The following is a 15,663-nucleotide window of genomic DNA, read 5'->3' as shown; positions in this document are numbered from 1 at the left end:
GCGCGCTGGGCACCGGACGCCCGCGACCGGGCACGCTGCGCACGACGGCACGGCGTCGGCCGATACTAGGCTCGGAGGCACCGGCACCATCCCGCCGGACGCGCCACCAGGTCCGCGTCCCACAAGGACGCACACCGTCACAGGAGTCAGCCATGGGCGTTTTCACCAGCATCGACGACCCGTCATCCACCGGCCACGAGCAGGTCGTGTTCTGCCAGGACACGCAGACCGGCCTCCGCGCGATCATCGGCATCTACTCCACCGCGCTGGGCCCCGCGCTCGGCGGCACCCGCTTCTACCCGTACGCCAGCGAAGAGGCCGCGCTGGCCGACGTGCTCGACCTGTCGCGCGGCATGGCGTACAAGAACGCGCTCGCCGGGCTGGACCTGGGCGGCGGCAAGGCGGTCATCTGGGGCGACCCGGACCAGCTCAAGAGCGAGCCGCTGCTGCGCGCGTACGGCCGCTTCGTCGAATCGCTCAACGGCCGCTACTACACCGCCTGCGACGTCGGCACCTACGTGGCGGACATGGACGTGATCGCCCGGGAGACCCGCTACGTCACCGGCCGCAGCGTGGAGCACGGCGGCGCGGGCGACTCCTCGGTGCTGACCGCCTGGGGCGTCTTCCAGGGCATGCGGGCCGCCGCCGAGCACGTCTGGGGCGCGCCCACCCTCAACGGCCGACGGGTCGGCGTGGCCGGGCTGGGCAAGGTCGGCAAGCACCTGACCCGGCACCTGCTCGACGATCACGCCGAGGTGGTGGCGACCGACGTCGACCCCCGGGCGCGCGAGTGGGTGCGCGCCAACCACCCGCAGGTCGAGCTGGTCGACGCCGCCGCGCTCGTCGCCGCCGACATCGACGTGTACGCCCCGTGCGCGCTGGGCGGCGCCCTCGACGACGACACGGTGCCGGCGCTGCGGGCGAAGGTGGTCGCCGGGGCGGCGAACAACCAGCTCGCCCACCCGGGCATCGAGAAGCTGCTCGCCGACCGGGGCATCCTCTACGCCCCCGACTACGTGGTGAACGCCGGCGGGGTGATCCAGGTGGCCGACGAGATCGAGGGCTTCAACTTCGAGCGGGCCAAGCTCCGGGCCACCCGCATCTACGACACCACCCGGCAGATCCTGCGGCTCGCCGACGACGAGGGGGTGCCCCCGGCGGTGGCGGCGGACCGGCTCGCCGAGCGCCGGATGGCGGAGGTCGGCCGGCTGCGGACGATCCACCTGAGGTAACGACCGCCGCGCCGCGGCGCGGGCCGCCTGTGCGGTGCGGGGCCGCGTGCTGCGGTGAAGGTCACAGCCCGGCCCGGGGGGCCACCCTGGCCCCGGGTCGGGCGACCGGGCAGGGTCCGGCGGCGGACGGCGTTAAGCTGAAATCGGGGTGATTGCTGCCCAACTGCCCGATGTCACGGGTGATTCGGCAACCGCCCCTTACCTCAGTACAATCGGTGACGGCCGGATAACTGCGACGCGCAGAGCCGGCCTGCGGTAACCCGAGGTGCCGAAGGGCGGCATCCCCATGTACCGTAAGAGCCACGAGAGATGCCTGACGTCATCGGGGCCCGCCTTCGGGCTGCCCCGAATTCTGTGCGAGGGGGTCGAGCCATGGGGCGCGGCCGTGCTAAGGCCAAGCAGACGAAGGTGGCCCGGGAGTTGAAGTACCACTCCCCGAACACCGACCTCACCGCCTTGCAGCGCGAACTGGCGGGTGCTGGTAAGTCGAACCACGACTTCGACGACGACTACAAAGAGTATGTCGACGACGACGACGAGGATCACGCGGACGAGGACCCGGACCCCTGGGTCCGTCCGACCCGTTGACCCCCGGGAGCAGCTGAGCACGCGGCAGTCCGCGTGCTTGTGTTTGTGCCCGTCCCGGGGCCGGCGTACCAACCGATGATCAAGGATCTGTCCACCGGACCCCGTTCCGGGCGATCGGCAGGTCCTTGATCTCGGAGCCGTACCCTCAGCGGGGCCGGTTGTTCCAGTTGTAGAACGTCGGGATGTTCTCGAAGTGGTTCCAGGCGCACACCGCGCCCGTGCCCTCTCCCGCCGCCTCCGACCGCAGCCGGCGCGCGTCCTCCGCCTCCTGGAGCAGCGCGACGAGCCCGTCGGCGGCATCCCGCACCCGGTCGACGACCGGGCCCTCCGTGGCCCCTCCGACGCGCTCAGACTGCCGGTGTCCGGTGTTCTCGGGCATGGTCCAACACTCCCTCCAGTAGGCGGATCTTGCTGTTGCGGCAGTGCTCGGTCTCCGTACCGTCGAAACGCCCCAGCTCGAAGTAACGGTTGGCGGCGTGCCCGCCCCCGCAGAACCCGAAGTAAGGGCAGGACGCCCGGCACGCCTCCACGCCGGCCAGGAACTCACCCACCCAACCGGTCGTCCGCTCCGCGCCGGCCACGATCTCGGCCAGCGGGGTCGTCAGCACGTTGCCGCTGCTGAAGTCGCCGTACCGGGGGTCGGAGAAGCCGGCCAGCTCCGGGGAGAGCACGACCACGGAGCCGTCGTAGCCGACCGTGGGGATCGGGTCCAGCCGCCGGGGCAGCAGCCCGTCGGCGGTGCCGTCGAGGACCGCCGCCGCGTACCGCAGCGACCACTCCACCTCACGCAGGTGGATGCGGGGGTCCCGACGCCAGGCGGCCACCAGCTCCGCCCAGAACGCCCGCACCTGCGCTGCCTCGTGGGCGTTGCCCCGGGTGTTCACCCCCTCCGTCTCCTCGATGTTGACGCCCAGCACCTCGCAGCCCAGGCCGAGGAAGTAGTCGTACAGCTCGGCGGCCCGGCCCGGCTCCGGGTCGTTGACCACGGCCAGGGCCGAGAAGGGCAGCCCGTGCCGGCGCAGCGCCGCCACCCCACGCACGATCCGGTCGTACGCCGGTCGGCCAGCCCGGGTGACCCGGTCGCCGTTGCGCCCGCGCGGCCCATCCACGCTCACGCTGACCCGCACCCGGTGCGCGGCGAGGAACTCGCACCAGGCGTCGTCGATGAGGGTCGCGTTGGTCTGCACGTGGTGCTCGACCTCCGGGCCGAACGGGGCGATCAGCGCGGCGAGGTGCTCCCGGCCGGCGGCCAGGGGCTCCCCGCCGTGCCACACCACCGAGAAGCGGCCGGCCTCCGCCCAGCGGTTCACCGAGGCCGCGACCGCCTCGGCGACCGCGACCGGCATCCGCCGGTCGACCGCCCGCATCGGGAGGTAGCAGTATGCGCAGTCGAGGTTGCACAGGGTCGTCGGCTGCATCACGACGTACGACGGGACCGGGGAGATCCCCCGCATCCCGCTGGACGGCCGTCCCCGAGCAGCCATCGCCCTCCTTCCCGACCCGAAGGGTGCCCCTCAGGCTAGGCGGCGACGGCCGCTCGGGTGAACCCCCGACCAGACGCCGAGCAAATCAATGGCCCTCGATATTAACCCCGGGTGTGCTGGCCGACCATCTGCACCTTGCCGGTGCCCTCGATGATCTCGCCGGCCTGCCAGGCGTCCACGCCCCGGCCGGTCAGCGTGGCCAACGCCCGGTCGGCGTCCTCGGCGGAGACGATCGCGAACATGCCGACGCCCATGTTGAACGTCGACTCCATCTCGTTGTCCTCGATCCGGCCCTTGGACTGGATCAGGTCGAAGATGGGCTGCGGCTTCCACGTGGAGCGGTTGACCACCGCGTCGACGTTCTCCGGCAGGATGCGCACCAGGTTGCCCGGGATGCCGCCACCGGTCACGTGCGCGATGGACCGCACCTCGGCCTCGGCGATCAGCTTGAGGCAGTCCTGGGCGTAGATCTTGGTCGGGGTGAGCAGCTCCTCGCCGAGGGTGCGCTGGCGGCCGAAGTCCTCGATCACCACGTCCAGCCGCATCCGGCCCGCGCCCAGCAGCACGTGCCGCACCAGGGAGTAGCCGTTGGAGTGCAGGCCCGAGGAGCGCATCGCGATGACCACGTCACCGGTCTCCACCCGATCCGGGCTGAGGATCTCGCTCTCCTCCACCACGCCGACGCCCGTGGCGGAGACGTCGTACTCGTCCGGACGCAGCACGCCGGGGTGCTCGGCCGTCTCGCCGCCGAGCAGCGCGCAGCCGGCGTACCGGCAGCCGTCGGCGATGCCCGCGCCGATCTCGGCCACCTTGTCGGGGACGACCTCACCGCAGGCGATGTAGTCGAGCAGGAACAGCGGCTCGGCCCCGCAGGCCACCAGGTCGTCGACGACCATGGCGACCAGGTCGATGCCGATCGTGTCGTGGATGTCGAGCTGCTGCGCGATCACCAGCTTGGTGCCCACCCCGTCGGTGGAGGACGCCAGGATCGGGTTCTTGTATTTCTTGGTGTCCAGCCGGAACAGGCCGGCGAAGCCGCCCAGGTCGCCCATGACCTCCGGGCGACGGGTCTGCTTGACCTTGGACTTGAGCAGCTCGACCGCGCGGTCGCCCGCCTCGATCGAGACGCCGGCGTCCGCGTACGAGACCGAGCGTTTGCGCGCCGGGCGGCCGTTGCCGGCCGTCCAGGGCTGGCGGTCACCGCCGGCGCCGGTCGGGCTGCTTCCTGTGCCGCTGCGCTCGGAAACGTGCGTCACGGTTCTCCCCTTTTGTGGTTCTCGCGGGGTCCGGCGGTGGCCGGTCGGCCCGCGTCGGGCGGTGCTATTGGCGGTGTACGGTCGCGCCGCCCGAAGTGGCGACGAGCGGTGGGACGTCGTGCCCGGGGGCGTCCGGGGCATCGGCGACCCGGCGTCCCACCCCTTCGAGCACGTGCTTGCCGATCAGGTTCCCGGCCGGCAGCTCGATCGGGTATTCCCCGTCGAAGCAGGCCCGGCAGAGCCGGGTCTTCGGCTGCTCGGTCGCGGCGATGAGGCCGGGCAACGAAACATAGCCCAGCGTGTCGGCGCCGATGGACCGCCGGATGCCCTCGTTGTCCAGCCCGTTGGCCAACAGCTCGGCCCGGGTGGCGAAGTCGATGCCGTAGAAACACGGCCAGTTGACCGGCGGGGAGGAGATCCGCACGTGGACCTCCAGCGCGCCCGCCTCGCGCAGCATCCGCACGATCGCCCGCTGGGTGTTGCCACGCACGATCGAGTCGTCGACCACCACCAGCCGCTTGCCCCGCACGTTCTCCCGCAGCGGGTTGAGCTTCAGCCGGATGCCGAGCTGGCGCAGGGTCTGCGACGGCTGGATGAACGTCCGGCCGACGTACGGGTTCTTCATCAGGCCGGCGCCGTAGGTGATGCCGGACTCCTCGGCGTAGCCGATGGCGGCCGGGGTGCCGGACTCCGGCACCGGGATGACCAGGTCGGCCTCGACCGGGTGCTCCTTGGCGAGCTGGCGGCCGATCTGCACCCGGGCGGCGTGCACGTTGCGCCCGGCGATGGTGGCGTCCGGGCGGGCGATGTAGACGTACTCGAAGAGGCAGCCCTTCGGCTCGGGCGCGGCGAACCGGGCCGAGCGCAGGCCGTTCTCGTCGATGGCGATCAGCTCGCCCGGCTCCACCTCGCGAACCACGCTCGCACCCACGATGTCGAGCGCGGCGGTCTCGCTCGCCACCACCCAGCCGCGCTCCAGCCGGCCGAGGACCAGCGGGCGCACGCCGTGCGGGTCGCGGGCGGCGTAGAGCGTCGACTCGTCCATGAAGACGAAGCTGAACGCCCCGCGCAGCTGGGGCAGCACCTCCAGCGCGGCGGCCTCGACCGAGAGATCCGGACGACTGGCCAGCAGCATCGTCACCAGCGAGGTGTCGTTGGTCGAGCCGTCGGCGGCCAGGCCCCGCTCGGCCACGTCGCGCTGCAACTCGGCGGTGTTGACCAGGTTGCCGTTGTGCGCCAGCGCGATGGTGGTGCCCGCGCTGGTGGACCGGATGGTCGGCTGGGCGTTCTCCCAGGTCGAGCCGCCCGTCGTCGAGTAGCGCGCGTGCCCGATCGCGAGGTGCCCGCGCAGGCTCGCCAGGGTCGGCTCGTCGAAGACCTGGGCCACCAGGCCGAGATCCTTGTAGACCACCACCCCGGAGCCGTCGCTGACGGCGATCCCGGCGGCCTCCTGGCCACGGTGCTGGAGGGCGTAGAGCCCGAAGTAGGTGAGGTTGGCGACCTCTTCCCCGGGCGCCCAGACACCGAAGACGCCGCAGGCGTCCTGGGGGCCGGGTCGTTGGGGATCGAGATCGTGGCTCAGCCGGCCGTCGCCTCGGGGCACCTGCCGCTCCCTCATGCTGGTCGGGACTGGCCGGGCCGGACGGATGTGCTGGTCCGCGTTGCCCGGCCGGGACCACTGTCGTCGCCTGACAGTGTACGCGAATCGGTGTCAATACAGAAAGTCACGATTCGCCTCCTCTCCGTGTTCGCATGGGGGGACTATTCGCCCAGGTGGAGCGGAAGGTGCGCGGAGAGGTCCGCACGGACCCCGCTGACCCGTACGCGACCCTCGGTGACCGCGTCCGCCCAGCTCCGCCGGCCCGTCGCCAGCTCCAGCCAGGTGGTCGGATCCAGCTCGACGACGTTCGGCGGGGTTCCCCGGGTGTGTCGGGGACCGGGAATGCACTGAACTGCACCGTAAGGTGGGACACGCACCTCCACCGATCGGCCGGGGGCACGCTCCGTGAGGGCGGTCAACAAGGCACGGACCGCCTCCCGGAACACCAGCCGTTCGGGGGTACGACCCTCGTCGAGCGCGGCGAGCGCCTCGGCGACCGCTGCGGACTTAATGTGCGGAGAGGACACGACGGGACGATACGACCCGCCTCCGGCGCTTTCGACGCTGGCCCTGGGTCGCGCCGATCCGGTCAGACAAGGCATAGTTGCCGACGGCGTATTCGTACCGTGATGATCCCCGGCCCGGCGCCCCGCCGGCGGAGGGAAGTCAGACCGGAAGGCGGTGGACGTGTCAACACACCGACGTGCCTGGCAGCAGCGGGCGGGTGTGGTCGTGGCGCTGGCAATCGGCGCCCTGCTCGCCGTCCCCGCCACACCCGTACTGGCCGCCGAGGTCAGCGTCACGCCCGGCTCGATCAACCTGAACGCGGGCAGCGACGCCACGGTGAGCGTCAAGGTGACGCCCGGCAACGACGACGCGAGCGCCCAGATCAGCCTCACCGGGCTGCCGGCCGGCGTGAGCTGCACGGGCGGCTGCGGCCAGATCAGCTTCAACGGCCAGGCCCCGAGGACCCAGCTCCTGACGATCAAGGCCAGCGACAGCGCGCCGGACGCCGGCGGGATCAACGTGACGGTCCAGGTGCAGCCCGACAAGTCGGACTCCACCACCGGCAGCTTCCAGCTCAACGTCAAGGGCAAGGCCGCGCCGACCACCCCCGCCCAGACGCAGACCGTCAAGTCGGTCTCCGGCAAGGTGGTCGCGGCGGCCAACGGCGAGGCGGTGCCGAACGCCGTCGTGATGCTCCAGGACAGCGCCGGGCACCGCTACGAGACCACCAGCAACGGCAGCGGCAACTTCAGCTTCACCGGCAGCACCTCCCGTCCCATCGCCCCCGGCCGGCTCGACATCGGCGCGATCCAGGGCGAGGTCAGGGTTGCGAAGTCCTTCACCGCCAGCGCCGGGCAGAGCGTGACCGGGCAGCGGCTCAGCCTCGCGATCAAGGTCGAGGTGAGCCCGAGCCCCAGCCCGTCGGCCAGCGAGGAGCCGCTGCCTTCCGACGAGGCCACCGACGACGCCACCGAGGAGCCGACGGAGGCCGCCCCCGGCGCCGCGAACAACGCCGCCTCCACCGAGGAGGACAGCGGCATGTCGTGGCTGCTCATCCTGCTCGGCGGCCTGTTCGTGGCGATCGGCGTCGGCACCATCGTGCTGCTCTGGATGAAGCGCCGGGAGAACGGCGACGACGTCGACGACGCGCCGAAGAGCGGCGCTGCGGCGGCGGGCACGATCCCGGCCGCCCGGGGGGCGTACGGCGGGGCGGACGACCAGACGCGGGTGGTGAACCGGGTCGGTGCCGGGCCCGACCCGACGATGGTCGGCGGCACCTCGCTCAGCGACGCCCCGACGATGATGCACCGGCCGGTCGTCGACGACGTCCCGCCGGACCCCTACGGCGCTCCGCCGGCCCCGTACGGCGCTGGCGGCCAGCAGCAGGGCGGCTGGGCCGGCGGCGGCTACGGCGACGAGCCGCAGACCAGCGGTTACGGCGCGGCCGGCGGGTACGGCAACGCCCCGGCCTCCGGCGGCGGGTACGGCGGTGCCCCGGCCTCGGGCGGCTACGGCAACCCTGGCGGCGGCTACGGCGCCGACGCCCCTGCCTCGGGCGGCGGCTACGGCAACGCGGGCGGCTACGGCGCCGACGCACCCGCCTCGGGCGGCGGCTACGGCAGCGCGCCGGCGTCCGGCGGCGGCTACGGCAGCGCCCCCGCGTCGGGCGGGTACGGCTCCGCCCCGGCCTCCGGCGGCGGCTACGGCGGTGCCCCGGCCTCGGGCGGCGGCTACGGCAACCCCGGCGGGTACGGTGCCGAGGCCCCGACCTCCTCCGGCGGCGGCTACGGCAACCGCGACTACGGCGCGCCCGCAGGTGCGCCGGCCGGCGGGTACCCGGGCCAGGGCGGTGGCGGCTACGGCGGCGAGCGCTACGACGAGCCGACGGGGCGGTACACCGGCGACACCGCTTCCTCCTACCCGCCGCCCGCTGCGGACCCGTACCCGACCAGCACCTACCAGCCGGAGCAGGGTCACGGCGGCTACGGCCAGCCGGAGCCCCCGCAGTACGGGGGGCGCGGCGGCGAGCCCACCGGCGGCTACGGCGCGGCCGAGCCCACCGGTGGCGGCTACGGCGGCGGTTACGGCCAGCACGGCCAGCAGGGCGGCGGCTACGACGCCGGCCAGCAGCAGGGCGGCTACGACCAGCGCGGCGGATACGGCGCCGAGGGCTACGGTCAGCAGAGCGGCTACGGCCAACAGGGTGGCTACGGTCAGGAGCCCCCGCAGCAGCGCGGCGGCGGCTACGACGACCGTGGCTACGAGCAGCCCACCAGCTACGACCAGCAGCAGGGCGGCTACTACGGCGACCAGGCCCAGCAGCAAGGCCGGGGCCGGCCCGACGCCCCGCCGCCCCCGCAGCAGCAGGACCGGGGCGGTCGCCGGCTGGACTGGCTGGACGACTGACCGACGCGGGCCACGGCCCGCGCAACGCGACGACGAAGAAGGCGGCTGCCCGGAAACCGGGAGCCGCCTTCTTCGTCGGTACGCGTGAGCCGAGTCAGCCCCGCTCAGAGCCGGGCCGCGGAGAAGACGCCTCAGCCCCGCTCAGAGCCGGGCCGCGGAGAAGACGCCCTGCCGCAGCACCGGCACCACGCCCGACACGCCGACCTGGACGGCCACTTCCACGTCCCCGCCGAAGCCGCCCTCGACGAGTTCCCGGCCGGAGACGCAGCCGCGCACGGCGGCCGGGACGTCCGGCGTGGCAGCGAGCGCGGCCAGCGTCATCGCCGCCTCCACCGACAGCCCGCCGGGGACGCCGGAGAGCGCGTCGAGCACGCACGCCGCCCCGAGCTGGTCCTCCACGCACGGGCGCAGGGAGCCGTCCGGCCAGCGTTCCCCGGAGGCCACCACGCCGACCGGGGCGTCGATCGAGCCGTACCCCTGGTCGGTCAGCCAGCGCCCGACGGCGCGGGCGTTGCGCAGGCAGGCCGCGACCACCGGCAGGCCCGTGGCGCTGGCGGCGGCGCTGATCGCCGAGCCGTTGGGCGAGGGCAGCACCAGGTCGGCGACGGCCGGCGCGGTGCGCAGGGCCGCCGGGGAGAGCGACCACGGCTGGTCCGGGGTCGCCTGCCGGCGGCCCACGGCGGCGACGGCGCCGACCCGGCGGGCGTACTCGGCGGCCTGCTCGCCCCAGGGGAACGGGTGCACCCGCATGCCCCGGGCGACCGCCACCTCCACGGCGGTGGTGAACGACAGGACGTCCACCACCACCAGGACGGCGCAGACCCGGCCGAGTTCCGCCGCGCCGGCCAGCCCCCAGTCGAACCGGGCACCCGAGCCGGGCTGGACGTAGACCGTCGCGGTCACGCCTCAGCGCTGGTCGGGCGCGGCCGTCGGACCTGCCTCACCGGAGTCGGAGCCGTCGGTCGCCTCCGGGCCGTCGACCCGCTGCGGCTCGGCCCCGGCCGGCGGCGTCCCACCGTCGGTCGGCTGCGCTGCGTCGGTGCCCGGGGACGGGTCGGTGGCGGCCGGGGCAGCCGCGTCGGCGGCAGTCGGCTCGCCGGGCGCGGCCGGTTCGGCGTCCGCGACCGCGACCGGTGCTCCGGCAGCCTGCGGGGCAGGCGACCCGGCTGCCGACGGTGCCTCGTCGTCGGCCGGCGTCGCCACGGCGGGCGGTGCCGGCGTCGTCGCAGCGGCAGGTGCCGCCGCGACGGCGGGCTCCACCGGGGTCACGGAAACCGGCTGGGCCGGGGTCACGGCGGCGGGCGGAGCGGCGACCGGCACCGCAGCGGTGGCCCGCGCGGTCGGGGTGGCCGACTCGGCCGGCTCCGACCCGCCGAAGAGCCGGGGCAGCGTGGCGGTGTGCGCGGCGGACAGCTCGTCCAGGCCGATCCGGAACTGGTCGCGCACCTCCAGCGCGCCGCCCGCCGGGTCGGTGACGCCGATGAACTCCCACGGCACCCCGCGCTCGGCGCAGAGCGCGGTGAACGCCTTCTCGTGGCCGCGCGGCACCGAGACCAGGGCCCGCCCGGCCGACTCGCTGAACAGGAAGACGAACGGCATCGAGCCGCCGGCGAACTGCTCCGGCACCGCGATCACCGCGCCGACCCCGCGCCGCAGGCAGGACTCGACCAGGCTCTGCACGAGACCGCCGTCGGAGAGGTCGTGCGCGGAGCTGAGGTGCCCGACCCGGGCCGCCTCGGCCAGCAGGTCGGCCAGCTGCCGCTCGCGGCCCAGGTCGACCTGCGGCGGGATGCCGCCGAGGTGCTCGTGGGTCACCCAGGCCCACTCGGAACCGGAGAGCTCCACGTGGGTCTCGCCGAGCAGGAAGAGCTGGTCGTGGTCGCCGCCGGTGCGCGGGACGAAGCCCATCGGCACCCGGCTGGCCACGTCGTCCAGCACGCCGAGCACGCCCACCACCGGGGTGGGGTGGATCGCCGCCGCGCCGGTCTGGTTGTAGAAGCTGACGTTGCCGCCGGTCACCGGGATGCCCAGCTCCAGGCAGCCGTCCGCCAGGCCGCGCACGGCCTCGGCGAACTGCCACATCACGCCCGGGTCCTCGGGCGAGCCGAAGTTGAGGCAGTTGGTCACGGCGATCGGCTTCGCGCCGGTCACGGCCACGTTCCGGTAGGCCTCGGCCAGCGCCAGCTTGGTGCCGTGGTACGGGTCGAGGCGGGCGTACCGGCCGTTGCCGTCCAGCGACAGGGCCACGCCGAGGCCGGTGTGCTCGTCGATGCGGATCACGCCGGAGTCCTCCGGCTGGGCGAGCACGGTGTTGCCCAGCACGTACCGGTCGTACTGCTCGGTGACCCAGGTCTTGTCGGCGAGGTTCGGCGACGCGATCATGCGCAGCACGGTCTCGCGCAGGGCCTCCGGCGTCGACGGCCGGGGCAGCGTCTCGGCGCGGTCGGCCTGGAGCAGGATCAGGTCGGCCGGCTCGCGCATCGGGCGGGCGTAGACCGGACCGTCGTCGACCAGCGACCCCGGCGGGACGTCCACGACGAGCTGGTCGCGCCAGGTGATCACCAGGCGGCCGGGACGGCCGTCCGGCGACGGGGCGGTGACCTCGCCGATCGCGGTGGCCCAGACGCCCCACTTCTCGGCGGTCTTGAGCACCGCCTCCAGCTTGTCCGGGGCGACGACCAGCAGCATCCGCTCCTGGGACTCGCTGGCCAGGATCTCCTGCGGCTCCATCGACGCCTCGCGCAGCGGAACCCGCTCCAGCCAGACCCGCATGCCGGTGCCGGCCGACGCGGCGGTCTCGGTGAGCGCGCAGGTCAGGCCCGCGCCGCCGAGGTCCTGGATGCCGACGACCAGCTCGGCGTCGTACAGCTCCAGGCACGCCTCGATCAGCAGCTTCTCCATGAAGGGGTCGCCGACCTGCACGGACGGGCGGCGCTGCTCGCTGCCCTCGTCGAAGGTGGCGCTGGCCAGCACCGACACGCCGCCGATGCCGTCACGGCCCGTCCGGGCGCCCATCAGCACCACGACGTTGCCGGGGCCGGTGGCCTCCTTCTTCTGCAGCCGGTCGACCCGCAGCACGCCGAGGCAGAGGGCGTTGACCAGCGGGTTGCCCTGGTAGCAGGGGTCGAAGACGACCTCGCCGCCGATGTTGGGCAGGCCGAGGCAGTTGCCGTAGCCGCCGACACCGGCCACCACGCCGGGCAGCACCCGGGCGGTGTCAGGGTGCTCGGCCGCGCCGAAGCGCAGCGGGTCCATGACGGCGACCGGGCGGGCGCCCATGGCGAGGATGTCCCGGACGATGCCGCCGACGCCGGTCGCCGCGCCCTGGTACGGCTCGACGAAGCTCGGGTGGTTGTGCGACTCGACCTTGAAGGTCACCGCCAGCTCGTCGGAGACCTGCACCACACCGGCGTTCTCGCCGATGCCGGCCAGCAGCCGGTCGCTCGGCGGGGCCTTCTCGCCGAACTGGCGCAGGTGCACCTTGCTCGACTTGTAGGAGCAGTGCTCGCTCCACATGATCGAGTACATGGCCAGCTCGGCCTGGGTGGGACGCCGGCCGAGGATCTGCCGGATCCGGTCGTACTCGTCGTCGCGGAGGCCCAGCTCGGCGTACGGCTGGAGCTCCTCGGGGGTTTCGACGGCGCGCGGCACGGTGTCCAGGCCGTGCGCCCAGTCGGCGGCCGGGACGGGCCGGGACGACTCGGGGTGGACCGGCTCGCCGGGACGGGCGGCCGGGTCGACCGGGCCGGCCTGCGGCGCCACGGTGGCCGCGAAGGGCTCCGCCGGGGTGGCCGGAAGGCCGCCCGGGGTCTCCCGTACCGCCGGGTCCGGATGGGTGGTCATGACCTCTCCTCGCTGCGCTCGCCGCCGCAGGGGCGGTGGAGCCGACCGTTGGTGCCGCGCACGGTCACGCCGGCGCCCCCACCAGGTGCTTGAGCACCGAGGTGAAGAAGCCGAGGCCGTCCAGGGAGGGGCCGGTGAGCGCCTCCACGGCGTGCTCGGGGTGCGGCATGATGCCGACCACGTTGCCGGCGGGGTTGGTGATGGCGGCGATGTCGCGCTGCGACCCGTTGGGGTTGCCGCCGACGTAGCGCGCGACGACCCGCCCCTCGGCCTCCAGCTGGTCCAGCGTGGCGGCGTCGGCGACGTAGCAGCCCTCGCCGTTCTTGACCGGGATGAGGATCTCCTGGCCGGCCTGGAAGGCGTTCGTCCACGCCGTGCCGGCCGCCTCGATCCGCAGGACCTGGTCGCGGTTGCGGAAGTGCAGGTGCTGGTTGCGGGTCAGCGCGCCGGGCAGCAGGTGGGCCTCGCAGAGGATCTGGAAGCCGTTGCAGATGCCGAGCACCGGCAGGCCGCCCCGGGCGGCGTCCACCAGGGTCTCCATCACCGGCGCGAACCGGGCGATGGCCCCGCAGCGCAGGTAGTCGCCGTAGGAGAAGCCGCCGGGGAGGACGACGGCGTCCACCCCGCGCAGGTCCGGGTCGCCGTGCCAGAGCCGGACCGGCTCGGCGCCGGCGATCCGGACGGCACGGGCCGCGTCCCCGTCGTCGAGCGAGCCGGGGAAGGTGACCACACCGACCCGGGCGGTCACGGGTGCGCGCCCGCGGTCTCGTCGGTCTCGACCAGGCGGACGGTGAAGTCCTCGATGACCGGGTTGGCGAGCAGCTTGTCGGCGATCTCCCGGGCCCGGTCCAGGTCCGGTTCACCGGTGAAGTCGATCTCGATCCGCCTGCCGATCCGGACAGAGGCGACGTCGCTGACGCCGAGCCGGGGCAGCGCGTTTGCGACGGCCTGGCCCTGAGGATCGAGGATCTCGGGCTTGAGCATGACGTCGACGACGACGCGAGGCACTGGGCACTCCTGACTGTGTACGCAGTTGGGTGCCGACCCACAACGGGCGAGCGCAGCCAGCCTACCTGGCAGATACCGCCTCAGCCGCACCGGCCGGGCGCGGTTCAGGCAGTGATCAACATAACCGGCGGGACGCGGGGCCGCACCGTGTCCGATCCCACGCGAAACGTCCCGGAGCAGGCGGTTCACCACGCCAGTGGTCGCCAAATTGTTACATCGGCTAGTCTCGATCGAAGCCTTGCCGCCAGAAGTGGTCACCCCTAGTATCCATCGATACAGGTCAATGAAGACCCTGGCGGGTGACCCCCGCGCCCGCCGGCACGACCGACCCGGCGACCCCGGGTCCTAGGCAAGGAGTACGTCCCCATGCGTATCCGTTCCCTGCTCGCCGTGGCCGGTGCCGCCCTGGCCGGCGTCCTCGGCGTCACCAGCGCCGCCACCGCCGCACCGGCCGGCCCCCAGCCCATCATCGGCGGCGGCACCGTCTCCTCCGCACCGTGGGCCGCCGCCGTCTTCAGCAACGGCTCCTTCACCTGCTCCGGCAGCGTGATCGCCTCGACGTGGGTACTCACCGCCCGGCACTGCGTCAGCGGCACCATGTCCGTCCGGATCGGCAGCGTCTACTACGCCTCGGGCGGCACCACCCGCACCGTGAGCGCCTCGTACACCCGCTACGACCTGGCGCTGCTGCGGCTCTCCAGCGCGGTGACCACCTCCACCGTGTCGCTGGCCAGCAGCAACCCGCCGGTCAACTCCACCAACACGATCTACGGCTGGGGCATGACCTGCTACAGCGGCTGCGGCGCGTCCAGCCAGCTCAAGACCGCCAGCGTGCGGGTGACCAGCACGAGCGTCACCGACGCGTACGGCGGCCAGGCGATCCGGAGCACCGCCGTCAACGGCAACGCGTGGCGGGGCGACTCGGGCGGCCCGCAGTTCTACAACGGCCAGCAGGTGGGCGTCGCCTCCACCGCCGACGGCGTGAGCATCCAGAACTACGGCAGTGTCGCGTACAACCGGGCCTGGATCACCTCCGTGGCCGGTGTCTGACGGTTAGCGCCCGGCTCGGCGCGGATGGTCGGCTAAGCGCCGGCCGTCCGCGCCGACCCCTTTTGCAGCATCCGATCAGGTGACCACGGCCGACGAACCGCCGCCCGCCGGTGCGACAGCATCAGAACCGTGCTGGTCGTGACGACGGATCAACTGCCCGGCTACGAGATCCGCCAGATCCTCGGCGAAGTGGTGTCCTCGATGGCCAGGACGCGCAACCCGTACCGCGAGGGGGTGAAGAACCTCCGCGGCGGCGCGTACGACCCCATGGCGCCGGACAACCTGACCCGCTGGCGTACGGACTCGGTGGCCCGCCTCGGCGAGGAGGCCCGCCGCCTCGGCGCGAACGCCGTGATCGGCATGCGCTTCGACAGCCGGGACTGCGGCGAGATGTGGATGGAGATCTGCGCGTACGGCACCGCCGTCATCGTGGCCGCCAAGACCCCGGACGTCATGCCCCCGGACCAGCCGATGATCGCCGCCGACACGGCACACGACCCGGCGATCGCCGAGGCCCCGGGCGGCATAGCCGAACCGGCGAGCGCCCCCAACCTCTCCTCGGCCGCCGAAACCCCCACCCGCAACGCGTGACCCACCCACCCCACCCACCCACCCCACCCTGCCCCGGCCGGGCCCGCGTCGGGTCCCCCCGGGTCGGTGATCAAGAGAAAAGTGTCAGAGTTGATCTC

At 73.2% G+C, this 15,663-nt stretch carries 14 protein-coding genes; 5 read left to right on the top strand and 9 right to left on the bottom strand.

What is annotated here, in order from left to right; all coding sequences use genetic code 11:
* The first annotated feature begins 152 nt into the window (after nt 1-152).
* Nucleotides 153-1,232, top strand: coding sequence for a Glu/Leu/Phe/Val family dehydrogenase (locus TK50_RS02520; RefSeq protein ID WP_043961219.1), 1,080 nt, complete (start codon nt 153-155; stop codon nt 1,230-1,232).
* A 372-nt stretch (nt 1,233-1,604) separates the two neighbouring features.
* A complete protein-coding gene (locus tag TK50_RS02515; protein WP_036373645.1) occupies nt 1,605-1,820 on the top strand; it encodes a DUF3073 domain-containing protein in 216 nt (71 codons plus the stop codon).
* A gap of 145 nt (nt 1,821-1,965) precedes the next feature.
* Here the strand turns inward: TK50_RS02515 and amcA are convergent, their stop codons facing one another.
* From amcA to TK50_RS02490, 5 genes are all read right to left on the bottom strand, one after another.
* A complete protein-coding gene (gene amcA / locus TK50_RS02510; RefSeq protein ID WP_043961216.1) occupies nt 1,966-2,199 on the bottom strand; it encodes a multiple cyclophane-containing RiPP AmcA in 234 nt (77 codons plus the stop codon).
* Nucleotides 2,168-3,274 carry a cyclophane-forming radical SAM peptide maturase AmcB gene (gene amcB, locus TK50_RS02505; RefSeq protein ID WP_305071966.1) on the bottom strand — a complete coding sequence of 369 codons (1,107 nt, stop codon included), beginning with the start codon at nt 3,272-3,274 and terminating at the stop codon, nt 2,168-2,170. The genes amcA and amcB overlap by 32 nt, the downstream gene beginning before the upstream one ends.
* Before the next feature lie 131 nt (nt 3,275-3,405).
* The gene (gene purM / locus TK50_RS02500) at nt 3,406-4,560 is read right to left on the bottom strand and encodes a phosphoribosylformylglycinamidine cyclo-ligase (RefSeq protein WP_043961212.1); all 1,155 of its coding nucleotides are present in this window, start codon (nt 4,558-4,560) and stop codon (nt 3,406-3,408) included.
* 64 nt (nt 4,561-4,624) lie between these two features.
* Nucleotides 4,625-6,163, bottom strand: coding sequence for an amidophosphoribosyltransferase (gene purF, locus TK50_RS02495; RefSeq protein ID WP_043961210.1), 1,539 nt, complete (start codon nt 6,161-6,163; stop codon nt 4,625-4,627).
* 158 nt (nt 6,164-6,321) lie between these two features.
* A complete protein-coding gene (locus TK50_RS02490) occupies nt 6,322-6,687 on the bottom strand; it encodes a sterol carrier family protein (RefSeq protein ID WP_043961208.1) in 366 nt (121 codons plus the stop codon).
* Between the two features lie 160 nt (nt 6,688-6,847).
* On the opposite strand from TK50_RS02490, the gene TK50_RS02485 reads away from it, so the two are divergent.
* The gene (locus tag TK50_RS02485) at nt 6,848-9,073 is read left to right on the top strand and encodes a carboxypeptidase-like regulatory domain-containing protein (protein WP_241773905.1); all 2,226 of its coding nucleotides are present in this window, start codon (nt 6,848-6,850) and stop codon (nt 9,071-9,073) included.
* 141 nt (nt 9,074-9,214) lie between these two features.
* Here the strand turns inward: TK50_RS02485 and TK50_RS02480 are convergent, their stop codons facing one another.
* The 4 genes from TK50_RS02480 to purS form a co-directional block, all read right to left on the bottom strand.
* Nucleotides 9,215-9,976, bottom strand: a complete 762-nt coding sequence (locus TK50_RS02480) for a 2-phosphosulfolactate phosphatase (protein WP_043961205.1) — start codon at nt 9,974-9,976, stop codon at nt 9,215-9,217.
* 3 nt (nt 9,977-9,979) lie between these two features.
* Nucleotides 9,980-12,916: a phosphoribosylformylglycinamidine synthase subunit PurL gene (gene purL, locus TK50_RS02475; RefSeq protein ID WP_043961203.1), complete on the bottom strand. Its 2,937-nt coding sequence runs from the start codon at nt 12,914-12,916 to the stop codon at nt 9,980-9,982.
* Between the two features lie 64 nt (nt 12,917-12,980).
* Nucleotides 12,981-13,664, bottom strand: a complete 684-nt coding sequence (purQ, locus tag TK50_RS02470) for a phosphoribosylformylglycinamidine synthase subunit PurQ (protein WP_043961201.1) — start codon at nt 13,662-13,664, stop codon at nt 12,981-12,983.
* Nucleotides 13,661-13,924, bottom strand: coding sequence for a phosphoribosylformylglycinamidine synthase subunit PurS (gene purS, locus TK50_RS02465; RefSeq protein ID WP_043961200.1), 264 nt, complete (start codon nt 13,922-13,924; stop codon nt 13,661-13,663). Before purS ends, purQ begins: the two co-directional genes overlap by 4 nt.
* Nucleotides 13,925-14,290: 366 nt before the next feature.
* Here purS and TK50_RS02460 point away from each other — a divergent pair, with 366 nt between their 5' ends.
* Entirely contained in the window at nt 14,291-14,974 is a 684-nt protein-coding gene (locus tag TK50_RS02460; protein WP_043961198.1) for a S1 family peptidase, read from the top strand.
* Between the two features lie 69 nt (nt 14,975-15,043).
* Nucleotides 15,044-15,565, top strand: coding sequence for a YbjQ family protein (locus TK50_RS02455; protein ID WP_229405842.1), 522 nt, complete (start codon nt 15,044-15,046; stop codon nt 15,563-15,565).
* Nucleotides 15,566-15,663 lie beyond the last annotated feature (98 nt).

Source organism: Micromonospora haikouensis (assembly GCF_000876225.1).
GTDB lineage: Bacteria > Actinomycetota > Actinomycetes > Mycobacteriales > Micromonosporaceae > Micromonospora > Micromonospora haikouensis.
Note: the sequence above shows the minus strand (reverse complement) of the source record. Positions and strands in the feature narration are given on the sequence as shown.

Excerpts from the sequence above, each read along its gene's own strand:
- TK50_RS02515 (WP_036373645.1), top strand. The coding sequence starts at position 1,605 with ATGGGGCGCGGCCGTGCTAAGGCCAAGCAGACGAAGGTGGCCCGGGAG.
- TK50_RS02460 (WP_043961198.1), top strand. The coding sequence starts at position 14,291 with ATGCGTATCCGTTCCCTGCTCGCCGTGGCCGGTGCCGCCCTGGCCGGC.
- amcA (WP_043961216.1), bottom strand. The coding sequence starts at position 2,199 with ATGCCCGAGAACACCGGACACCGGCAGTCTGAGCGCGTCGGAGGGGCC.
- purL (WP_043961203.1), bottom strand. The coding sequence starts at position 12,916 with ATGACCACCCATCCGGACCCGGCGGTACGGGAGACCCCGGGCGGCCTT.
- TK50_RS02520 (WP_043961219.1), top strand. The coding sequence starts at position 153 with ATGGGCGTTTTCACCAGCATCGACGACCCGTCATCCACCGGCCACGAG.
- amcB (WP_305071966.1), bottom strand. The coding sequence starts at position 3,274 with ATGCGGGGGATCTCCCCGGTCCCGTCGTACGTCGTGATGCAGCCGACG.